The following is a 22672-nucleotide window of genomic DNA, read 5'->3' as shown; positions in this document are numbered from 1 at the left end:
ACCTCATTTCATTATTCCACTATTTTTTAACAGCACAAACCCCAGTTGTTTGGCAATTTCTTCGTGCTGGTTGTCTAAATACCACTCTTCAACTATGTCAAAAACTTTTTTATTTCGTGCCGTTACTTCTAGCATCGCTACTATCAGTAATCCCCATTTCAAATCATCTTCTCCTTCTTTTAAACATAGTTCCAGTGTGGCGACAAACATGCCAAGTTTACTTCCGAAAGTCCCATACAGACTTCCTCTGAGAAGACCAGTTTTCTCAACAATGTCATCTAGCGACGTGCCGTTGTACCCTCGACTCACGAATAACTGAGCAATTTTTATTAGAACTTCATCCGTGTTAAAACTTTTATTTTTACCCATAAACAAAGTATATATTTATTTGACTGTTTAGTCAAATAAATATAATTGTGTTTCCCATGATTTGAAAAAATAAAAACTCCCTTATGAAAACAGTTTAAATAATAAACCTGTTTTCATAAGGGAATGTATCAATCGCACATTTTCCATATTCAATGAGTTATGATAGTTAGAATTGACCCCTGAAAGCTTTTGAATCACTTTGACTCATCCTGATGTCAATAATATCGCCAGCGCGTAAAACTAAATCACCTTTCGGTATTAATAAATTATCAGACCTTTTAACCAATGTAATTAAGCTATTAGGCACTAATTTCAAGTCTCGTATTTGTTGATCCTCCATTACTCCACCTGCTAAAACTGATATTTCTATGGTGGTCATGGCAGATGACGTCATCCCTCGCTTGCTTCTTTTCAGTAATCTTTCCAGCAGAGATTCATAGATTGGAGCACCATTGAGTAAATCAACGATTAAATACGAAATCAAACAGACTAATGCTAAAGGCAAGATATGAGTTATACTGCCCACCATTTCAATAATAAGAATGATTGCTGTGAATGGCGCTTTACCAATGCAAGCAAAATAACCAGCCATACCAATAACAACAAAATTCAAAATATAGGACATAGGCATAAGATTAAAATACACAAACAAATCGGCAATCAGCGCACCACTCAATGCGCCTAACGTTAAAATAGGTAAAAATATACCACCTGGTAGCCCAGATCCATAACTAATCATGGAAAAAATAAATCGTACCATCAGCATCACCAAAAGCACTTTAATATTCAGTGGTGTGTCTTTTAGAGATAAAATAAGACTGTTACCACCACCTAGTAGATTTGGCCAAATAATCCCAACTGGCATTAATAAAATGAAAGGTATGATACCATACAAATACTTTGGTATTGTTAGTCTAGCGTACGTTGCCAAACTAAACAACAATATTTTTTGATATAAAAATCCAAACAAACCTAATACTACACCAAATATTAACAGTAACCAGTATAATCTCACGGGGAAAATATTTAAATGACCAACAGCTAAAACTGGTGTTTGGCCAAACATAACTGTTGAAACAAAATCAGCAACTGTTGCGCCAGTCAATGCACCCACCCAAACAAACGGTGATATGCTGTGATAAACTTCCTCTAATACAAACATTACACCGGCTAGTGGTGCATTAAATGCAGCGGATAAACCTGCGGCCGCGCCACTTGCAATCAAACTTTTTGATTTATTGTGGCTTAATTGCCGATATTTAGCAATACCCTGCCCGATTGATGCACCTAATTGAATGGAAGGCCCCTCTCGCCCTAACATTAAACCACTACCAATAGCAAGAATACCTGCCACAAATTTACGCCAAAGCGTAGACCACCAATTGACAGTCAACTCACCCATTAAGAGACCTTCGACTTGCGGTATACCAGAACCAGAAATATTTGGTTCCTTTTTTAACAGCCAGGATACGAAAAATAAACACAACACATTTAATATAATAACAATGATTAACGCTTGAACATTGCCGTGACCAATAGCCACGTATAAAGACTGAAAATATGATAAGGATTTCTCAATCGACAATCTAAATAAACTAACCACTAATCCTGTTAAAAAACCGATAATTGTGCCGTAAAAAACAATGGAAATTTTAGAATTATTAAGATGAAGTCTTTTTTTTAGCATAGCATTAGTTTACAACAAAATGAGACATTACTTCAACTTCATTCTTATATTCGTGCCATTGATCGCTTTCTTGGTCGTTCGCCATCAACAATTGCTCATAAAATTAAACGCACAATACCTTACAATGTCCATATCGTAGACCAGCTAGCGCAACAAAATGCTTAACTTCATGGTCTGATCAAAATAAAGCTATTGTGAGGCGTTGTATTCTAAAATAACGCCAGCTTGAATAAATACTAGCCTACTGAAAAACCTTATTTGGTAATCATCACGAAAAGTCTTTCAACAACACGTCGTGTTTGATTAATTATTGCAATCTACTGCATAAAAAAACTTGTAAAAAATAATTTTAGTGTGTATAATTCATTATATTAAATTTAATTTCATAAAGTAAATAAAAAGGGGCGCTAATGATTGGAAAACTAGTCGGAGAAAACTTGAAAAAGGTACGTATCGAAAAAAATATGACTTTAGATAATGTTGCTGAAATGACCGGTGTCAGTAAACCAACGCTGCATAATATTGAAACTGGCAAAACTTCACCATCAATTGATAATCTTTGGAAAATTTCGAGTGGTCTTGGTATTCCGATTAATTATTTTTTTTCAAAGGCAGGTATTGATTTTGAGCTCGTCACGCAATCCGATTTACATATGATTGATACCGAGAATATAGGTGTCACGATTCAAACAACATTTAATACCTCTGTAAATGATAATTTCGAAACTTTCAAGATTTCACTTAGTAGCCAAGCAGAAAGATATTCAGAACCGCATGTTAACAATACAATTGAAATGTTAATCGTAACAAGGGGTGCATTAACAATCGTTGTTGAAAATGTAAGCCATATGATTCATGTGGGAGAACTAGCTAAATTTAATGCACAAGTTGGACATCAATATATCAATCAAGAATCAGACGACTGTGAATTCTATTGTATTATGCTGTATGAAAATACGCTATAAAGCGAGGTATTTATAATGATTACTAGAGTATTAAAGGCACCTAATTTTATTGGTATTGTGTCGGCATTTTTCTTTTCTTTGACTTTCGTTCTGAATGAATTGATGGCAAAAAGTACTGGATCATGGATTTGGTCTGCAATACTGAGATACTTATGGATGATGCCACTACTCTTACTGATTCGCTTTTTATTTAGTAATAGTTTCTCAATAAACCACGTCATTCGACTCATCAAATCAAACAAAATGAAGTGGTTTATTGGCAGTCATCTGTGCTTCGTTTTGTTTTACGTGCCGCTTTGTTTTGCTAATAGTATATTCCCAGGTTGGCTCACTGCAAGTATGTGGCAAATCACTATCGTGCTAGGTGTTCTTATTTCACCCCTAATTAATACGACAAAAAACAGCGCGTACAGAATTCCTCGACAAAAAATACCGCTATCAATTTTGCCATGGTTATTTTTAATACTTATTGGTGTCGCTTTAACTGTATTAAACTATTTAATGGTTGACGGTGTGATCCCAAACTTCGGTATTGCGCTAGTTATGATGTTTGTCGCTGCTATCAGTTATCCGATGGGTAATAGGATGGTGATGCCTGTCAGTGCTTCTCTAAATGGGTTCGAAAGATTATTTGGTATGCTAGTTTGTACCTACCCCACATGGTTATGCCTATCTGTAGGGACTTATATTAAGTTCGGTGGGCCATCTTTTGGTCAAGTGGAAGCAACATTTCTAGTCGCTCTTTTTTCCGGTGTGATAGCAACAGGCCTATTCTTTCACGCAACTTCACTAGTCATGACTGATATGAAAAAACTAGCCAATATTGAATCGACCCAATCAATGGAAATCATATTTTCAATATTGCTAGGGATTATAATTTTAGGCAATAGTTTGCCAAACTTTGTTATAGTCCTTGGTGTAGTTATTATTATTCTTGGTATTTATGGCGGTAATATGAATCGGTAGCGTAGTAATTAACATTATTTAGCCTTTTTAATTGTTCGGTAGATTGAAAAACAGATAATTCTCATGACTATTTATTAAGCTATACAATACAATCTAAGACGTCAGTAATGTTGAAATAAGATCCCCTCTTATTGGTAAATTAATATGAATAACAGCCAGACAAACAATACATTTTACAAAATACCTTTAATATTCATAATAAAACGCGATCCAAAATATTTTGGATCGCGTTTTGTTTAGAAACTATACTTGTTATCACTAGTTTCTTTAATGTATGTTGACGTTAATCCCCCATCCTCAAGGAATTCACGGAATGGCACTAATTCTTGTGCTTCATATCTTTCTTTATAAGCATTAACAACGTCTTCACTGTACAAGCTTGTATCCACCTTCAATGTTTCTACAGGTATTGGACGATCCTTAGTGATCTTTGCATCAATAACAACAACACGTCCTTGGTTATAGTAGTCGACTGCCTCTTTCATAATATGGTCAATATCTTCAATACGGCTGACAGTCAAACCAATAGCACCCTGTGCTTCAGCAATTTTAGCATAATCAACATCAGTAAAGTCAACGCCAAAATTATACGTATTTGTGTCTTCGTACTTGTTCTTGATGAAACCATATTCGGTATTTGTGAAAACAACGTTGATGACTGGTAAGTCATACCGGACGTTTGTGACAACATCTGGATACGTCATTGAAAAGGCACCATCACCCATTAAGTTCCAAACTTGACGATCTGGATAAGTATTCTTAGCGCCAATACCTCCTGGCAAACCAATACCCATTGTTGCAAACAATGGTGATGTGCGCCACATATTCTTAGGTGTCATGTGCAGGTGACGAATTGACATTTGTGTCACGTTACCAACATCAGTTGAAAAGATAGCATCTTCCGCTGCATACTTGTTAATGGCATTGTAAACTTGATAAGCTTGAAGGTCCCCTTCAGTTTTTTGTTCAAGTTTGTTCATGTAATCACGCCAGTTTTGCACGTTTTTAACGTTAGCCTGCCACCACGCTGATTCTGTAATTGGGGAAACTTTGGCAAGTATTTCATCAATCGCTTCACCCGCATCACCTAGAATAGCAACATCAGTTTGGTGACGTTTGCCTAACATTGCAGGATTATTGTCGATTTGAATAAACTTATCAACATGACGGAATGTACCTTCAACCTCTGAGAATGGGAAATTTGTTCCGACAAACAATACAGTGTCTGCTTCAAGAACAGCTTCGTTAGCTGGCTTCCAACCAACTCGGAATGTCGATCCAGTGAAAGCTTCAAAATCCCATTCGAAAGTCTCGAAGTTCTTACCAGTTGTGATAATTGGTGCCTTAATCTTGTGTGCCAACTCTTGGACTGCTGAACCGTGACCCATCGTGCCGACACCAGCATAAATTACTGGACGCTTTGCTTGGTTCAACAACACAACAGCTTCATCGATGTCTGTTGCGTCAACAGGAGCCGACTTATATTCTTTATACTTCAAACCTGACGAATATAATGGTGATGAATAAATTGAATTAGCATCAATTTCTGAAAATCCAAAATCAGCAGGTACTTCAAGAACGGCAACACCACGTTTCGCAATTGCTGTTCGGATTGCATCATCAACCAAGTGAGGTAATTGTTCCGCAGTAGCCACACGACGATTATAAACGGCAATGTTTTCATACATTGGGTTCTGATTCAACTCTTGGAACGAATCCATATTCAACTCTCGCACTGGCTTTGATCCTAAAATGGCCAATACTGGTGTATTATCCATTGCTGCATCATATAGACCGTTAATCAAATGCGTCGCACCAGGTCCACCTGATCCGACGGCAACACCCAACTTACCGCCAAATTTCCATTGCATGACGGCAGCCATAGCAGCGACTTCTTCATGTTTCACTTGCAAGAATTTGATATTATTTTCAGGATGTCCCATCGCATCCATCAAACCACTCAATGTTCCGGAAGGAATCCCATATATTGTGTGAACACCCCATCCTTCCATAACTTTCAAAGCTGCTAACCCAGCTGATATTTTTTTATCTGACATCTGATATTTCCTCCTAAATGAAAAAGCGCTGTTCATGAAAGCGCTTTCATAGCGATAAATAAAATTTTATCTCAAATAATTCACAAAATCAAGTCACTCAGTTAATTATTTGAATCTGTTATGATTTAAACTACATAAGTCCCATTAATTTAGCAAATGTTGGTACAATTAAATCAACAATTAACCCAATAACCACCATTGATATAGACGCCATAGCACCCTCTACCTCACCAATTTCTATGGCTTTTGCTGAACCAATGGCATGTCCAGCAGTACCAAACGCCAGTCCTAATCCCATCGGATCTTTATCTAATCTAAACCATCTAACAATTTGGCTACCTAAAGCATAGATTACAACAGCATTGACAATAACTGCCATCGCTGTAATTGATGAAGCAGTTGTACCTAATTGACCGCCACCAGCAATGACAGACGAAATTGGTAAGGCGATTGCAGTCGTTGCGGCTTGTGGTAGCATAGCAATTGTTGCAATTTTGGATAACCCAAACAGGCGAGAAATGGCAAAAATAATAAATAATGCTATGGTCAATCCAACGAATAGAGAAGTAAAAATTCGTAACCAATAACGTTTCACCAAATCACGACGTTTGTAAAGTGGAACTGCAAATGCCATAGTTGCTGGACTTAAGAACCAAAAAATTAAATCTCCGCCAACTTTATACTGTTTATAAAGTGACACGATAGGTTGACGCAATAGACCTGATAAACCAATCAAGACTAAAATACCTAGTACCATTCCAATAAACAAAGGTTGAAAGATAAAAATCGGAAATTTCTTGAACAGTTGTTGACCAATCCAATAAACGATAATTGTTAAAAAAATGCCCCAAAACGGTGTGCTTAAAAAAGATAACATATTCTTACTCCTATCCACCTATGATTTATGGTGTAATTTATCATTAATTTTCGCCACTAGTTGTGATGTGTAAGCAATTGACAACAAAAGGACGACAGTTGAAATAATAACGACCACGATAATTTTAATGCCCTCTTGTTTAAATAAATCCAGCGAACTAGCAAGTGAAATACCAGAAGGTACAAATAACAATCCAATTAAACCGATTAAGTTTGTCGATAGGCTTTCTACTTGTTCTAATTTAACAAGTCCACTGACAAGCGCCATGAACAACAATATCAAACCAATTAATGGTGTGGGCACTGGAAATTCAGACCACATTAATGAAATTCCGATTGATAAGATATTGGCTACTAATAAAATAGTGCTAAAAATAAGGAATTGCGTTAATAGTGGCGCAGCTTCTTTTTTGTGATTATTTTCCATAGCAAGATACTCCTGTTCATTATTGTAAGCGTTTACATTATATCTTAATTTTACACTATCACTCGTACATTGCAAATTAGTTTCTGGCGCTAAAGTAGCTCTACCCCTGAAACTATCACATAGATAAAATAAATTAGTGTTCATTATGTCAAAAAAACCTAATAGCTTAGCCAGATTGTTATTCTGTCCAAGCTATTAGATTCTATTCATCATATTAACTACTTTACTGTCTTTAAATTCATTTTTTGGAAAAAGTACATAACTATACCAAAAAAAACACCTTCAATAATGTACACTATCATTGTGTGCCATGATGTTAAATCACTAAAACCTGGAGACGTGATGCCATTAAAAATAAAGGTCAATGTTCCAAAACATACACCTTGTCTAATAGATATATACGCTAAACGTTTCTTTTGGCTTTGAATATCTTTTGCTTCAACTTCATTTTCAATTAAATGTCTTCGCTTGGTTGTAATAATAATATATCCACTGGTGCCGAACACGACAAATAATAGATTGGCCATAATATACCAGGTAATTAGGTCCTCTGAATGTTTATAGTTATCGAGACTAAGAATTAATAAAACAATACAATTACTCAATAGCATATAGCAAAACATTGCCATAAACCCAGTATTACCAATCTTATAAAGTTCTTGCCGCCTATACTCGTCTAATACCCCTTGAACGCCATAAAAGCGTTTTATCATTTTTGTTGCAAATGTTTCCTTAGTTTTCATTTTTTTCCTCCCAGAAAAGTGCATTCAAATCAGTATCAAGCACATGAGCTAATTTTAAACAAAGCGCTAATGAGGGATTATACTTATCATTTTCAATCAAGTTAATAGTCTGTCTCGCCACACCTATTGATTGTGCTAGTTCATACTGTGACATTTTTTTTGCTTTACGATACGTTTTGACATGATTCATGCTAAACTCCAATGTCATTTATATATGACCATATTAACTTTTTTGACTTGTGTCGCTGATTTTAACTTATATTTTACTAATTATCGCCATAACTCACTCCCCCTCGAACAAACTGGCTGATCTAATCACCATCTGAATTCTAGCAAAGAGCAACAACACTTCCCTCAAACGGCACAACTTATGTGCCACTATCAGTACTTATCACATTAGTTTTATGATTTTTTAACATAGTATCGGATATTCCTCTCTGTACCTACGTTTGCTTAATTATTTAAAATATGTTTATTAAAGAAATAAAGATATTTGGAAAGATCCTGTTAATGGCCATGAACCAAACAATTGGCTAGCGGCATTCGGTGGCTCAGCCTGGACTTATGTTCCTGAACGAAATCCGTGCTATTTACACACATTTTCCGAAAGTCAACCAGATATTAACTGGGAAAACCCAGAAGTTTGCGAAGTCGTATTTGATGTTGAACGTTTCTGGTTAAACAAAGGAGTCGATGGTCATTTTACTAAATTAGAACAATATAAAGATATTGAATTACTTAATTTCTATAATAAGCTAGTCAATCAAAAATACCTTGTAAATTCAGAAACAATGTTAAAATATTTAGCAAATCTGTCGCGTGATAACGCTAGAACACCAATTCAATGGAATAAAGAAATTAACGCTGGATTCTCAACAATAACACCTTGATATGCGCCAAATAATAATTACCCCGAAATAAATGCTCAAAAATCTCTATCTGTCAAATCTTCTGTATTTTATCCTATCAAAAGCTAATTCAGCTTCGTCATGATTCAGAAGTCATTAGGTATGGTAATTGGATAACTATATTCCCATTTGTCATCTTATTATATAAATCGAATCACAGCCAACAATAAAACATTCGTAAAGTCTGTATTATCATAATATTTTAACGATACAAGAAATTTTATTAATCATATTAATAAAATAAATGAAAATATGGTAAGATTATTGTAAGTTTAAAATTAATTAAAGAAACGAGATTCAAACAATGATGTCGATTATAATTATCAAAATAATTGTTTCACTTTATGCCTTACTAATGATACTTGCCTCAGTAAAAGAACTCAATTCTAAAAGTCGTTGGGGTAATATATTAAATCTTATCAGTGGATTCACTATATTATTATCAAACTTCATGAACCTAGGATTATTTAAAACAGTAGCGATTATTGGGCTGATAATTTTTGAGCTAACAGCTATTCTAAACGGATTACAAAACAATTCATTTCATATCAAACATCATCTCACAAGATTTCTTATAACATTAATTTTTATTGTTTTAATAATCTTTATCTAAACACTTGAACCACCGGTTTGTTTCTAACTATACTTTTCTTTTATTCTGGTACTCTCTCATTGCGTTTAAAATGCCATATCCGATATTGCCCTTTCCTCAAAAAAACGCTCACAAATGATGTAAGCGTCATCTAAACTATTTACCTATCTTGTTCATTCATTTATAGACTAAAGGTCTATACAATCTACAAATGTTTTTTAGATCATGTCTTTTTTATCAAATCATAGGCATTTATCATGGTTAAATCATCAATTTTGAGCAATGACTGTTTCTACTATTTCACACCATTTTTAAAAAATACGATGGCCATATTTAACATTAGCCAAATAACTTCATAAATGCTGGCACATAACTCATGGTTAAAAAACCTTTGAAATCAAACACTAATAGTTCAAAATTTCACCTTTAGCTGGTAAATAAACATTCAAGCCAACCTCACGCAAAGCTTTAGCCTCTTTTTCTGGCTTAAACGAATGCCACGTCACTGTTTTTTGAGCATTAACATGTTGTGCCAAAGCCACTAAATCATTTGGCGTAGCGTGTCCACTGACACCCAGACTGCGTAATAACACGTTATTGCTAGTTAAGTAATCACTTAGTTCGGCAAAACGTGGATCATATTCACCAAGCGGTTCACCGTTCATATGCAAGTAGACATAATCGCTATTAAACTGATCCAAATCATGTAACTGATTAAAATGATTTTGAACCACATAGTGATCTGGCTGAGCTAAGACGATTGTCCAATCAATTTCTTTGACGTCAGTCATCCCCATCGCACGTAGAATTGTAGCAAATTGATGATCCCAACGCATTTCACGTCCATTAGCATGCGCAGTTTCTTGCAAAGCCACTAAACGATCAATGTTACGTTCGTAGGGATTGATCACAACCAACTGTTCTGAATCCTGTAGTATTTGAGCAAAATTTTGTTGCAATGACATTTCCGTATGACGTTCATGCGAAATATCGTTGTCTTCATCGAAACTAAATTCAGTGCCTTCTAGTAACAACAAATCAATGTTTTCGTCACGTAAAATATCTGCCCAATGATTTACACGTTCTGGATGCGGACCATCTAATCGTACGTCACCACTATGGACAACTGTATGCTCCCCGTTTCGTATACGAATAGCTGCTGCACCACGTGCATCGTGATCTGTTTCAAAGAAAGTTACCTCAAAGTCACCAAAATTAGTGGGTTTTTCAAAATCAATGACTTTAATATTTGCGTAAGGCGCAGATTCGATCCCTAGTTTTGTTAAAACATAGTATAAATCAGCAGATGCTTGGCTCATGTACACATCAGTAGGTTTTGTTAAATATTTCAAAGCGCCCATATGATCTAGATGTAAATGTGAGACAAATATCGTTGTCTCGAATTCACTGTGAGCGTCGGTAAACAAATCAGGTAAAGCTGGTAGTGTGCCATCGGCTAATAGATCACCTGTAGGTATTTCAGATGGTGCAAAATTAACGCCAAAATCCATCACAAGCCTTGTTTTTCCTTGCGTAAACGATACAACATTACCCCCGATTGTATTGAGGCCATTTAAGAATTTTACTTGCATACTCATTATTTGTTCTCTTTCAAAGTCTTCTTTGTTTGATCAGACAATGTTTTCAACGCATCTGACGCTGGTGTTTTTTTTGTCAACATTGAATCGACGGCATTTAATAAGTTTGTATGGTAATCTTGGTAACCTAAGAAAGCTGTATCTGAGAATGCACCTGGCAATGAATCTGAAGCAGCCTGAGCAAGTGGATTCTTTTTCAAATAGGCTTTATAAGCGACTGACTTGGTTGCTTTCTTAGTAATTGGCAAATAACCTGTTGATTCCGCCCACTTTTCAGTTTGCTTGTCAGACATTAAATACTTCATGAAGGCCCATGCACCAGCTTGTTGATTCTTCGTTGCCGTTGCGGTCACCACTAAGCTGTTACCAGCCAAAACCGTTGCTGACTTACCTTTATATGAAGGGAGTGGTGCCGTGCCCCAGTCAAAGTCTTTGGCAGCTGCAGCTTTCGTTGCTGTGATACCGGCAGATGATGAGAATGTCAAGGCTGTTTTACCGTTAACAAAATTTGAGGTGCCATAGATATCAGAACCTGCTGTTTTGGCAGTGCCCTCAGAAACCATGTCTGTAATCAATTTAGCTGCTGCAACAGCTTTTTTGGAATCAACATTGACCTTGTTTTTATTCGTCACCAATGATACACCTGCTGAGCGGGCCATTGAATTCCACTCCATATCAAATGACTTATCAAAACCAACAGTGGCAATACCATCTTTCTTCAAAACTTCAGACATTTTAGCAGTCTCATCCCAAGTTTTTGGTACTGAAAGACTATACTTCTTCAACAGTGTTTTGTTATAAAACATTTCACGTACTGATGCTGAAAAAGGAGCTGAATAGAACTCACCTTTATATTTTGATTGTTGCAAGAAACCTGGATAAATATTGTTTAATTGTTTCTTTGACAAACCATTTTTACCATCAACTTGAGGTTGAAGTGATGTGACGATACCATCTTTAACGTAATCAGGTACCTGTGTGTAAATTGTTTGGGCCATAACAGGCAATGTTTTAGATTTAGCACCAGCCATAATCTTTTGGTTCAAAGTCGTATAATCGCCTTGAGCAGTGGCAACAATCTCATACTTACTTTGTGATTTATTGAAAGCATCAATGCGCTTTTGCAATGCGTCTTTATAAGGGCCAGCCATGGCGTGCCAAAACGTCACTTTCACTGGCTTACTGGCAACAGTATTAGCACTTACTGTTGGTGTGTGAACTGTTGACAAGCCAGCAAAAGATGAACCTGCCATAATTGCGACAGCAGCCAAAGCTGCAAATTTCTTCCCAGTACTCATGTGTACATATTTCCTTTCGTGTTCCCAAAAAATTTTAGCTGCTTTTATAAGCAGTAAAAAGACGCTATTAAACATCACATCTTTTTACCACCCACAAAATGTGGACAGTGAATTAACCTTTAATACCCCCGCCAGAAATACCAGCAACAACATACTTGTTTAAGAATAGATATAAAATTACCATTGGCAAGATGACAAAAGTCGATGCTGCCATCAATTCAGGATAATTAACACCCGAATCAGAACTAAATGCTTGCAAACCAACTGGTAGCGTCCTCATTTTATCTGTGTTAGTTACAATCAATGGCCACATGAATGAATTCCATGAGCCAATAATTTGTAGAAGACCAATGGCAGTAATCGACGATTTAGCATTAGTTACCAAAATTTGCCATAAAAACTTCCAATCAGAAGCCCCGTCAAGTTTGGCAGCGTAATATAGCTGATCAGGTACGCTTGCAAATGACTGACGTAAGGTAAAGACAGCAAAGAAACTGGCTAACCATGGAATAATCAAAGCACCATATGTGTTGACTATGTGAAACTGTGACAAAGTCACAAAGTTAGGGATGATCAACATTTCTCCTGGCACCATCATGGTTGCCAGTAAGATTGTGAAGAGTATTTTTTTACCGTGGAAATTCATTTTGGCAAACGCAAAAGCTGCCATGATTGCTGTAATAATTTGACCAACTGTCGTCATAAGTGATACAATCACCGAATTTAATAGATATGTCGCAAACGGTGCTGCTTTCCAAGCAGAAATCCAATTTGTGATTTGTAGTTTTTTCGGTAGCCATGTTGGTGGCACTTGTAAAGCTTCAAATCCTGTTTTAAATGAAGTTGACACCATCCAAAAGAATGGCAACAACATTGTCAAAGCACCGACTACTAACAGCAAATAAACGATTGTTTTTAATATAGTTTTTTTCATCGTCAACTCCTTTTAGTAATGCACATGCTTTTTGCTAAACCACATTTGCAATAATGTCACAATTAAAATCATGAAAAATAGTACAACACCAGCTGCTGCGGCAATACCGTATTTGTTTTGTTCGTAAAACATCCGGTAAAGATAGAAAACAACACTCATCGCTGCATTGCCAGGTCCTGCTTGCCCGCCAAATAACGAAAAAATCTCATCAAAAACTTTAAATGATCCAATGACTGCATTAATCGTAATCAAAAAGGTCATTGGACTAATCATTGGCACTGTAATATGCCAAAAACGTTGCCACACGCTGGCACCATCTAGAGTCGCCGCACTATATAGGCGTTTATCGACATTGTTTAAGGCAACCAGAAATAACATGATATTAAATCCCAGACTTTTCCAAATGGCAAGAATAATTAGCGCTGGTAATGCCCAATTAGGATCATTTAACCAGTCAATCGAATGAATGCCAACAAAGCTTAAAAAATAGTTCAGTAACCCAGCATCCTTATTATAAATCCACTTCCAAACCATTGAAATGGCAACGATACTCGTCACAAATGGTAAAAAATAAATCGTTCGAAAGAAACCAGCAAGCACTTTAATTTGGTTGAGCAAGACAGCCACCGTTAAAGAAATGACGATTTCCAAAGGGACAACACCAATTACAAAGATCAATGTATTGGACACAGCAGCGTGAAACAACGGATCTTCCCACAAATATTTAAAGTTATCAAACCCAAGTGCCATTACTTGATTGGTGAAAAAATTATATTGCGTATAAAAGCTCATGGCTAAACTTGAAATAATCGGATACAAACTAAAAATTGACACAATGATTAACATTGGCAAAACATACAGCCAGCCTTTTAACGTCTCTTTCCAAGTCGTCTTTTGATTCACCATCATGCACGTTCACCCCGTAGCGGGAGCCTCTGACCATCTTTGTCAAAAGCATAAACCCCACTTAATGCTGCAAAAAGCGTCATTTCTTGATCAATTAGCGCTGACGTAGTCACATCAGTCGCAATTAATTGGTGTTCACCAACAGATATAGTTGCTTGACGATCACGACCAAACGACAAAACCTCATGAACAACCGCTTGCATTTTAATCGCAGGCTCTTTGACTTCATTTGTCAGTGCTTCAGCACGAATACCAATCGTTGCGACATTACCATCAAACAATTGCGTCACTTCCGTACCAAGTTGATGTGCAGATATAACGTTGAGTGCTGGTTCACCAATGAAATTAGCAACAAATTGATTGTTTGGGTTTTCATATAGTGATTGTGGATTATCATATTGTTGAATACGACCATCATTAAGTACCATGATTTTATCAGCCACATGCATGGCTTCACTTTGATCATGAGTAACAAAAATTGTTGTCACACCTGTTTCCTTTTGAATACGGCGAATTTCTTCACGCATTTCTACACGTAAGCGCGCATCAAGGTTAGATAATGGTTCGTCCAAGAGCAAAATATTAGGTGATTTTGCTAAAGCACGGGCAATGGCTACACGTTGTTGCTGACCACCAGATAAATCACTTGGTTTTTTGGTGATTTGATCATCAACTCGAACTAATTTAGCAAGGTCTAAAGCACGTTGTTTTCGTGTTGCCTTATCAATTTTTGCCATTTTCATCGGGAAAATAATGTTATCCAATACTGTCATGTGTGGGTACAATGCGTAATTTTGAAATACCATCCCTACACCGCGCTCTAAAGCGTCTTGCTTTGTCACATCTTTGTCTCCAAAGTAAATATTACCGGTTGTCGCTGACAATAATCCAGAAATCAGATTCAATGTGGTAGATTTACCACCACCAGAGGGTCCCAAAAGCGCAACGAGTTGGCCATCATCGATATCAAAATCCATGTCATGCAAGACTTCGATGCCGTTTGGATAGGTCAAAGTCACGTGATTAAATTTAACTTCCAATGTGCTTCTCTCTTTTCGTTATAAGGTAGTGCTACTGCAATGTTGTTCATATTGCGCAAATCAAATGTGAATAAAGACAACTATTGTCTATGCTTTTAAATATAACAAAACTGAGTCACGATTCTGTAAATATTAGATATAGAGTTTATCGTCATTGTAAATATTAACTTTATTGGATAGATTATAATAATTAACACAGCATCATATCTGGTAAATCAGAAAGCTTCCTTTGAATAAACCGAAACCTATGCGATTAGAAACTGGCTAAAAAGTAAAACCCAGCACATGCAAAGTGGCTTCAGTGCCATGACGTATGTCTTTTTTTGAAACAGATAAAATTATAAAAAATAACATATCTATATACCACATTATTGTCAGGTTAGTTGCTTTTAACAACTAACAGCGATATAATCACTAATGTAAACGTTTACAAAATAAATGGATACTTAGGAGACAACAATATGAATCACGAAAGACATTTATCAACAAATTTTGTCTATTTTTTTGGTGCCCTTGGCGGGCTTTTGTTTGGATACGACACAGGTGTCATATCAGGTGCTATGCTCTTCATAGGAAAGGAATTAGGTATTAAATCAGGTTCTTTTCAAGATGGCTTCATTACGGCATCTGTTCTTCTTGGTGCCATAATTGGTGCTGCCGTTATAGGCCCACTATCTGATAGATTAGGACGTAAAAAACTTTTATTAATTGCCTCAATAATATTTTTAACAGGTGCGTTAGGATCTGGTATAGGAATCAATTACACGATATTAGTCGTGTCACGTGTTATTCTTGGTATTGCTGTAGGAGCAGCCTCAGCTTTGATTCCTACATACTTAGCTGAATTATCACCAGCTGATAAACGCGGTGGTATTGGCACACTATTTCAATTAATGATTATGACAGGTATTTTCTTCGCGTATGTTTCAAATGAATGGCTTTCACCTAACGGATTTTTAGGTCTTAAAGAAAATGTTGGTTGGCATTGGATGCTTGGTTTGGCTGCAATTCCTGCTGCATTATTGTTCTTTGGTGGTCTCAGATTGCCAGAATCGCCACGTTTTCTTGTTCGCAACGGAAAACTTGACGAAGCTAAACGTGTGTTATCGCAAATGAATCCCAATGCGAAATTAGTCGAAGAAGAAATGCACGATATTCAATTACAAGCAAATATTCCATCTGGTGGATTTAAAGAATTATTCGGCGTTATGGCGCGCCCAGTTCTAATAATGGCTCTGGGTTTAGCTATTTTCCAACAAGTCATGGGATGTAATACCGTGTTATACTATGCACCAAAAATTTTTATATCCGCAGGATTTAGCGAACATTTCGCGCTCCAGTCTCATATCGTCATTGGCTTATTCAACGTTGTTGTGACAGCTATTGCCGTCAAAATAATGGATAAAATTGATCGTAAAAAAATGCTCACCTACGGTGCAATAGGTATGGGTGTTTCTTTATTGCTTATGTCAACAGCGATGTTGGTACTTCAGGCTGGTAATGGTAATCTTGGTTCATGGGTCTGCGTTATTTCTCTGACGCTGTATATTGCATTTTTCTCGGCTACATGGGGTCCTGCTATGTGGGTCATGATTGGAGAAGCATTCCCATTAAATATTCGTGGCCTTGGTAACTCATTTGGTGCAGTTATTAATTGGACGGCAAATTTTGCAGTTTCTCAAACTTTTCCTATGCTACTTATTGCATTTACACCGGCCAATGCTGTCAATTCAGAAGGAAAAGGTATTGCTAAATTATTCTTAATATATGGTGCTCTTTGCTTTGTAGCTATTTGGTTTATTGCCAAATTTACAATTGAAACACGTAATCGCTCGTTGGAGTCAATAGAAGCTGGTCTACGTTCAAAAGCTCATGCAAAAATGCCATACAATCACAAAAGTTCACTACTATAAGTGATTAAATCTCCTCTATGACTGGCTTAGTATAGGAAAACAAATAGAAATCAATGCGTTATTTCTAAATTAGAGTCTATGTCAAAATTCGAACAAGAATACTTGTAAAATTGATGCTGAGAATAATTGATTCTCGGCTCTTTTTGACGCATTAGATAAATTATCATTCAGCACGGGTTATATTGCCGTTCAAAATTATTGTAAGATTGAATCCCTTAATTTTCCAAACTGTAAACACAAGATACAGTTTGGAAACATTTGTTCAACCATAGCTTGTACTGCTTTATTTTTGAACAAAAAAGAAGCCTAGCAAAGGGCTTCTTGACATGTAAATTTCGTGCTATGTTTTAAAATTATTTCAAATTTTAATTTAACTAACTTTCTACGTATCTCAATTCTATCTCTATGACACATGATAATAGATTTGTCTCATTCTCTAGACTGTCATTAAATCAATTGTCCTTGCGACGCAGCCATACAGCTACGGTAATTAAACCAATTATTATAAATCCATAAGTAGCAGTCCAAGCAATATTTTCCGAAGCAGTGTTTGGCAAACTAACTGGCTTATGATTTGACTGCCATGGCAATACAGGATTTACAGGATTGTTTGGTGTAATTGGTATGACAGGATCTATAGGTTTATCAGGATTAATAGGTGTGGGAGGCGGCGTTGGCGTGTAATGATTAATCAAATCATAATTAACTATTTCTGTTTCATAACCAGATACCTTATCCTCAGTAATTGTATAAATGATTTTTTTACCATTGTTGTCATACTTTGGCAAGTCAGTAAACTGATATTGCCAATCATCATTTGCTGTGATCGTTTTCGTTTGTACACCCTTACCATTGGCAAGTAAGTTTACCTTTATTGCATCAGGGCGCTTACCATCTTGGTTATTTTGATCATCCCAAGTTTTCGTTCCAGCAATTTTCGTGATATCTGATAATGTGTTAGTAAAATTATACCCGGCTTGAGAAGGCCTATAGTGATCAACAGTCTTTTCCTTAACCGTATAAATATAGGCGTTACCATCAGCATCGAACTTTGGTAAGTCTGTCATCGAATATTTCCAACCAGATTCAGCAGTTACAATCTTTGAATTGATTTTGACACCATTTTGGTAAATATCGATGGTAATTGCATCGGGACGTAGTCCTTCGACGTCATTATCATCTTGCCATGTCTTTGTGCCGTCAATTGTTTCGGTGGTTTCACCGTCACCGCCACCGCCATTGTTAGGTGAATAAACATCAATAGTTTGCTTCTCAATGTTTTCCCCAGTTAATTGACCGGAATTTTCGTATTTTGTTGATGTGCCACCATCGGTGACCTTAGTATCATAATCAACAAGCACCGTATCTGTTAATTCATGTAAATTAACGTGAAATTTCAATGCACTATCTTCAAACACATCAGAACTGGGCACGTCATTTAATTGCGTAAAGTCTGTCCCATCACTATTATATTCAACATGGTAGGCTTGAATTGATCCGGCTACAAGTTTTTGATTCCCACCAACAAAGTCTGTATAAACAGCGTTTTTAATATCAACCTTGGCATAATTCAAACGCACTCGCCAATGAATAATTGTTGGATCATTTGAATCATACCAACCCCACTTGTATAACTCTTCATCAGGATCAGGACCGTCATTTCCTGGATCAATATCAATATCAGTAGAACCACCATTACCCCAGTCAACAGGCACTGTCGTATCTTCTTCAACTTGTGTATGATCCCAATGAACCCAAATATTAAAATTGCCACTAATGCCATTTTTAGCAGATTGCTCAGCATAATCAGTAAATGTAATTGTGACTTTGCCAGTATTATGATCTGCAACTGCATGCCCAATAACATTACCAGCAACATCAGTGATGTCGAATGTGACATCATTAGCCATCGTTAAGACACTGGGTATAGCCACTGTCATCGTGTCACCTGTTTTAATATTGGTACCTGCAGGAATTGTCATATCCCAATGCGCCTGCATATCATCATAAATGTCGAAATTTGTTTGTGGCTTACCATTTTCGTCTTCTAATTCAGCTTTAGTGATAAATTGATCACCCCAATCTTTACTAGCTGTGACGGTTGGCGCACGTGGCTGTATTGTACTTGATTTAATTTTCCCAGCTTGAGTCGTGCTATCTGTTGCTGGCGTGACTTTGGGTAAGTCGGGTGTCATATTTTTACTTACTTCTTGTTTTTCAGTCGATTTTTCAACTGGTCTAATATCAGAATTTGATATTGCGCTAGAGGAAGTCATTGCCGTACTTGCGTTGTCGGTGTTTGATTCTGCCAAGACTGAGACCGGTGTCACAAAAAAAGTACTCATAATAATTAATAAGCTAAAAAAAGTTGCTGTCTTTTTGAACATTTTTATTCTCCCGTTAATATATTTCATGAATATAATTCATCATTTTAATGAATTATCATAAGATAGTCATGCGTCATTAATTATTGCTGTCTATAAATTATTTCCACCTAAACTGATAAAAATATTTGTTAAACCAATGCCTTTACCTGTATATTACTAGCAGTGCCAAAGATGGTCTGTCGATTGCCATGCATATTTTCAAAATCAGTCTGTGTCAGAAATTATCACCTCCCTCGGTAGCAACTGTTGACATAATGGATATTTGTGAGTTAACAATAATTTTATTAACATGTGCTGCCTGTTGTGTTATATTTCCTGAATTTACTTGATATACTACTGGCTGGATAACTATGTGTTGCGCGTTATTTTTAGGACTTGTTACCATGCTTTTTAACAAACGACGTTGTTTTGTTGGTATCGTTTTATAGAAATTAGTATTATTATAACTAACAGTTAATGTTTCAATAATAGTCACTAACATCATCAAAAAAATGCTTGAAATAGCTAACAAATGTAGAAAAAAAACTATTCTTTTAGACACCATTCATTTTTCCTTTCAATATGTGAATTCAATATTTTAATAAGTTAATGTTCAATGTCACTATCTTACTTCCAGCCATTTTTGTAGTTCAGTAAAATTTGAATTCGTAACAATAAATCTAGGCACACGTTTTAAAATATCTGGCATATTATTAGACACAATACCAGGTTCTAAAAGAAATATCGCCGCCATACCATGCGATGACATATATTCTGTCAATGCCTTATTAGGGCTGCCATATGGATAGGCAAAAACTGTTGGATTAATTGACAATTGTTTTTCTAGCTTTTGTTTTGATTTTTGATAGTCTTTTATTATTGCTTTTTTTGACAATGTACCACTGGATAAAATAGGATCATTATCTACCTGATAATGTAAGTCATTTGTATGTAGTCCCACCGTAACGTTTGATTTCACCGCTAACTGCGTAATTTCTGACCAAGAAGCTAGTTGCTCCCCATCTAAGTTTTGCCCAACTTTACCGGTAATAACAAAAAAAGTAAAAGGGATACTAAGATCGGCCAATTTTTGAGAGGCGTTTCTTGGCAGCGTTGTATCAATATCATCAAAAGTAATGACAACGTGTCTACCACGAATCGTATTATTTTTAGTATGTTCAATAAATTGTGACATTGACCAAATACTGATATGATTCTTTTTCAACCAGTTCATTTGCTTGATAAATTCGTCTTGAGACACATTATATTCTTGAAGTTGCGGATTTTTAGATATTTTTTGTGCAAAACTCACAGTCGCATTATTTTTCAATATACGATGATAAGCTAATACGATAACCCCATCTTTAACATTGCTGTTCTTTTCAGCAAAATTTAAATAGGAATAATCCACTTTTTGTGTTACTTTTTGTCGTGCTTTTCCTTGTTGTAGTCCAGAAAAAAACATTAGAATCAAAAGAGCTACCATTGTAAGAATCATATAGAGAACTAAACGCCTCTTTTTCTTAGTCATAACATGCTGCCTCATTTTTTGACAATAATCCAAACAGTGTGGGAATGATAATTAAGGTTAAACAAATCATTATAATATGGATACCTTCGTCCACACTCGTGCTGTTCATACCAAGTAATAATTCTAATACAACAAATCTATCAGAATAAACATGACTTTTAATGGCTAACGTTGAAAATATAATAAATAAATTGAACAACCATGCCATTAGAGTGATCACAAACGTGATTGTGTTACCTATTTTATTACTTCGCCGAATAATTATATTTGGCATTGTTCTACCTCCCACGATCTGGACTACTCCAAGATCCTCTCTGTTTATGAAAAAAGGCAACATTTAATTGTGACATAATGGCTGTTATTAATACCGTAATCCAATAGAATGTACTATAAAACGGTATGACGAATAACTCTGGCACGCCTAATTGTGATTGCCCATGATCTTGTAAAATGCCTTGTAACATCATGCTAAAGAATAAAAGAATATATATCATTATCACAACACCTGGTAACGAAAATGTTTGCGTATCAATCGTGACCACTAAATACTGAATAGAGGTAATAATGACCGTCCATGACCAAATATGACTTAAACATACGTCAACTAATAATAGTTTTTGACGTTTATTAGTGCCTTTGAATGTCCACTTCAAATTTTTCAGTAGCACTTCGATACCACCAACTGACCAGCGAACACGTTGTTTAACATAACCATGAATCGTTTCTGGTGTCAGTATATAAACTAAAGCATGAGGTGTATAGCGAATTCGCCAATTCTTCTTACGTAAACGCCAAGTAATATCAATATCCTCAGTTATGGCTGTGCTATCAAACCCCGCTACTGACATCAACGCCTCACGTCGATAAAGCACAACAACACCTGCTACTGTCATAATGCCACCATATAAAAAGTCTTGCGCACGCTTAATCCGATCGATGATCCCTAAATACTCTAAAGTTTGAAGTTTTGCCAGCAAAGTTGTTCTATTTCTAACAACAGGCTTGCCAGTCACTGCAGCAACTGTTTTATCAGTCACCTGTTTAAGCAATTCTTCAATCACGTCATGTGCTAATATTGCATCAGCATCTGTTACTAATATATATGGTGCATCTATTTGCTTAATCGCTTGATTTAGTGCTGCTGCTTTACCAAGATTTTTAGATAACTCAATTAGACGCACTGGTACGCTGTCATGTTTGTCTAACCAATTTTTGACCAAATTAACTGAGTTATCGGTACTTTTATCGTCAACTACGACAACATCAAAATTAGCATAAGTTAATTGCGTAAAAGATGACAATGTTTCAACTATATGATTTTCTTCATTAAATATTGACATCAGAATTGTTACTTTTTCATTGGTGTTTGGTTCGTTTGATTTTTCATGATTGAAATGAAATGAGGAAAGCCAAGAACCAATAATCCATATCAGTGTCATAAATATAGGATAGTAGGTTGTAAAATCTTGCACCAATCCGGAAATATAGCTCATCAT

Annotated in this window: 20 protein-coding genes and 1 pseudogene; 4 read left to right on the top strand and 17 right to left on the bottom strand. The window is 36.1% G+C overall.

Features of this window, described 5'->3' with window-relative positions; translation table 11 throughout:
• Positions 1-3: 3 nt before the first annotated feature.
• Together EUI_RS0108805 and EUI_RS0108800 are read right to left on the bottom strand one after the other, a co-directional pair.
• On the bottom strand, positions 4-369 hold the full coding sequence (locus tag EUI_RS0108805; RefSeq protein WP_010687816.1) for a TetR/AcrR family transcriptional regulator: 366 nt from the start codon (positions 367-369) through the stop codon (positions 4-6).
• Positions 370-535: 166 nt separating this feature from the next.
• Positions 536-2056 (bottom strand): ClC family H(+)/Cl(-) exchange transporter, encoded by a 1521-nt coding sequence (locus EUI_RS0108800; protein ID WP_010687815.1) that lies wholly within the window; start codon positions 2054-2056, stop codon positions 536-538.
• A 410-nt stretch (positions 2057-2466) separates the two neighbouring features.
• On the opposite strand from EUI_RS0108800, the gene EUI_RS0108795 reads away from it, so the two are divergent.
• Together EUI_RS0108795 and EUI_RS0108790 are read left to right on the top strand one after the other, a co-directional pair.
• Complete coding sequence (locus EUI_RS0108795; protein ID WP_010687814.1) at positions 2467-3021, top strand: helix-turn-helix domain-containing protein; 555 nt, start codon at positions 2467-2469, stop codon at positions 3019-3021.
• Between the two features lie 15 nt (positions 3022-3036).
• On the top strand, positions 3037-3987 hold the full coding sequence (locus tag EUI_RS0108790) for a multidrug resistance efflux transporter family protein (RefSeq protein ID WP_010687813.1): 951 nt from the start codon (positions 3037-3039) through the stop codon (positions 3985-3987).
• Positions 3988-4223: 236 nt separating this feature from the next.
• Here EUI_RS0108790 and spxB read toward each other — a convergent pair whose 3' ends face one another.
• The 5 genes from spxB to EUI_RS0108765 all read right to left on the bottom strand — a co-directional run bounded on the left by spxB (position 4224) and on the right by EUI_RS0108765 (position 8280).
• Entirely contained in the window at positions 4224-6044 is a 1821-nt protein-coding gene (spxB, locus tag EUI_RS0108785; RefSeq protein ID WP_010687812.1) for a pyruvate oxidase, read from the bottom strand.
• A 130-nt stretch (positions 6045-6174) separates the two neighbouring features.
• Entirely contained in the window at positions 6175-6921 is a 747-nt protein-coding gene (locus tag EUI_RS0108780; protein WP_010687811.1) for an LrgB family protein, read from the bottom strand.
• 18 nt (positions 6922-6939) lie between these two features.
• Entirely contained in the window at positions 6940-7347 is a 408-nt protein-coding gene (locus EUI_RS0108775; RefSeq protein ID WP_010687810.1) for a CidA/LrgA family protein, read from the bottom strand.
• A 218-nt stretch (positions 7348-7565) separates the two neighbouring features.
• On the bottom strand, positions 7566-8090 hold the full coding sequence (locus EUI_RS0108770) for a DUF3278 domain-containing protein (protein WP_010687809.1): 525 nt from the start codon (positions 8088-8090) through the stop codon (positions 7566-7568).
• A complete protein-coding gene (locus EUI_RS0108765; protein ID WP_010687808.1) occupies positions 8080-8280 on the bottom strand; it encodes a helix-turn-helix transcriptional regulator in 201 nt (66 codons plus the stop codon). The genes EUI_RS0108770 and EUI_RS0108765 overlap by 11 nt, the downstream gene beginning before the upstream one ends.
• A 301-nt stretch (positions 8281-8581) precedes the next feature.
• On the opposite strand from EUI_RS0108765, the pseudogene EUI_RS10430 reads away from it, so the two are divergent.
• Positions 8582-9126, top strand: a pseudogene (locus EUI_RS10430) (alpha-amylase family glycosyl hydrolase); the annotation flags it as partial.
• 868 nt (positions 9127-9994) lie between these two features.
• Here the strand turns inward: EUI_RS10430 and EUI_RS0108755 are convergent.
• The 5 genes from EUI_RS0108755 to EUI_RS0108735 form a co-directional block, all read right to left on the bottom strand.
• A complete protein-coding gene (locus EUI_RS0108755; RefSeq protein WP_010687806.1) occupies positions 9995-11188 on the bottom strand; it encodes an MBL fold metallo-hydrolase in 1194 nt (397 codons plus the stop codon).
• On the bottom strand, positions 11188-12486 hold the full coding sequence (locus EUI_RS0108750) for an ABC transporter substrate-binding protein (RefSeq protein WP_010687805.1): 1299 nt from the start codon (positions 12484-12486) through the stop codon (positions 11188-11190). Before EUI_RS0108750 ends, EUI_RS0108755 begins: the two co-directional genes overlap by 1 nt.
• A 112-nt stretch (positions 12487-12598) precedes the next feature.
• On the bottom strand, positions 12599-13420 hold the full coding sequence (locus EUI_RS0108745; protein WP_010687804.1) for a carbohydrate ABC transporter permease: 822 nt from the start codon (positions 13418-13420) through the stop codon (positions 12599-12601).
• Positions 13421-13432: 12 nt separating this feature from the next.
• A complete protein-coding gene (locus tag EUI_RS0108740) occupies positions 13433-14326 on the bottom strand; it encodes a carbohydrate ABC transporter permease (protein WP_010687803.1) in 894 nt (297 codons plus the stop codon).
• On the bottom strand, positions 14326-15366 hold the full coding sequence (locus tag EUI_RS0108735) for an ABC transporter ATP-binding protein (RefSeq protein WP_010687802.1): 1041 nt from the start codon (positions 15364-15366) through the stop codon (positions 14326-14328). Before EUI_RS0108735 ends, EUI_RS0108740 begins: the two co-directional genes overlap by 1 nt.
• A 461-nt stretch (positions 15367-15827) precedes the next feature.
• Here EUI_RS0108735 and EUI_RS0108730 point away from each other — a divergent pair, with 461 nt between their 5' ends.
• Positions 15828-17279: a sugar porter family MFS transporter gene (locus tag EUI_RS0108730; RefSeq protein WP_010687801.1), complete on the top strand. Its 1452-nt coding sequence runs from the start codon at positions 15828-15830 to the stop codon at positions 17277-17279.
• 452 nt (positions 17280-17731) lie between these two features.
• Here EUI_RS0108730 and EUI_RS0108725 read toward each other — a convergent pair whose 3' ends face one another.
• From EUI_RS0108725 to EUI_RS0108705, 5 genes are all read right to left on the bottom strand, one after another.
• Positions 17732-19666, bottom strand: a complete 1935-nt coding sequence (locus EUI_RS0108725) for a Cna B-type domain-containing protein (RefSeq protein WP_010687800.1) — start codon at positions 19664-19666, stop codon at positions 17732-17734.
• Positions 19667-19880: 214 nt separating this feature from the next.
• Positions 19881-20210 carry a hypothetical protein gene (locus tag EUI_RS0108720; RefSeq protein ID WP_010687799.1) on the bottom strand — a complete coding sequence of 110 codons (330 nt, stop codon included), beginning with the start codon at positions 20208-20210 and terminating at the stop codon, positions 19881-19883.
• A gap of 57 nt (positions 20211-20267) precedes the next feature.
• A complete protein-coding gene (locus tag EUI_RS0108715; RefSeq protein WP_010687798.1) occupies positions 20268-21176 on the bottom strand; it encodes a polysaccharide deacetylase family protein in 909 nt (302 codons plus the stop codon).
• The gene (locus EUI_RS0108710; protein ID WP_010687797.1) at positions 21169-21450 is read right to left on the bottom strand and encodes a hypothetical protein; all 282 of its coding nucleotides are present in this window, start codon (positions 21448-21450) and stop codon (positions 21169-21171) included. The genes EUI_RS0108715 and EUI_RS0108710 overlap by 8 nt, the downstream gene beginning before the upstream one ends.
• A gap of 4 nt (positions 21451-21454) precedes the next feature.
• Complete coding sequence (locus tag EUI_RS0108705) at positions 21455-22672, bottom strand: glycosyltransferase family 2 protein (RefSeq protein WP_010687796.1); 1218 nt, start codon at positions 22670-22672, stop codon at positions 21455-21457.

The organism is Leuconostoc gelidum subsp. gelidum KCTC 3527 (genome assembly GCF_000166715.1).
GTDB classification, from domain to species: Bacteria; Bacillota; Bacilli; order Lactobacillales; family Lactobacillaceae; genus Leuconostoc; species Leuconostoc gelidum.
Note: the sequence above shows the minus strand (reverse complement) of the source record. Positions and strands in the feature narration are given on the sequence as shown.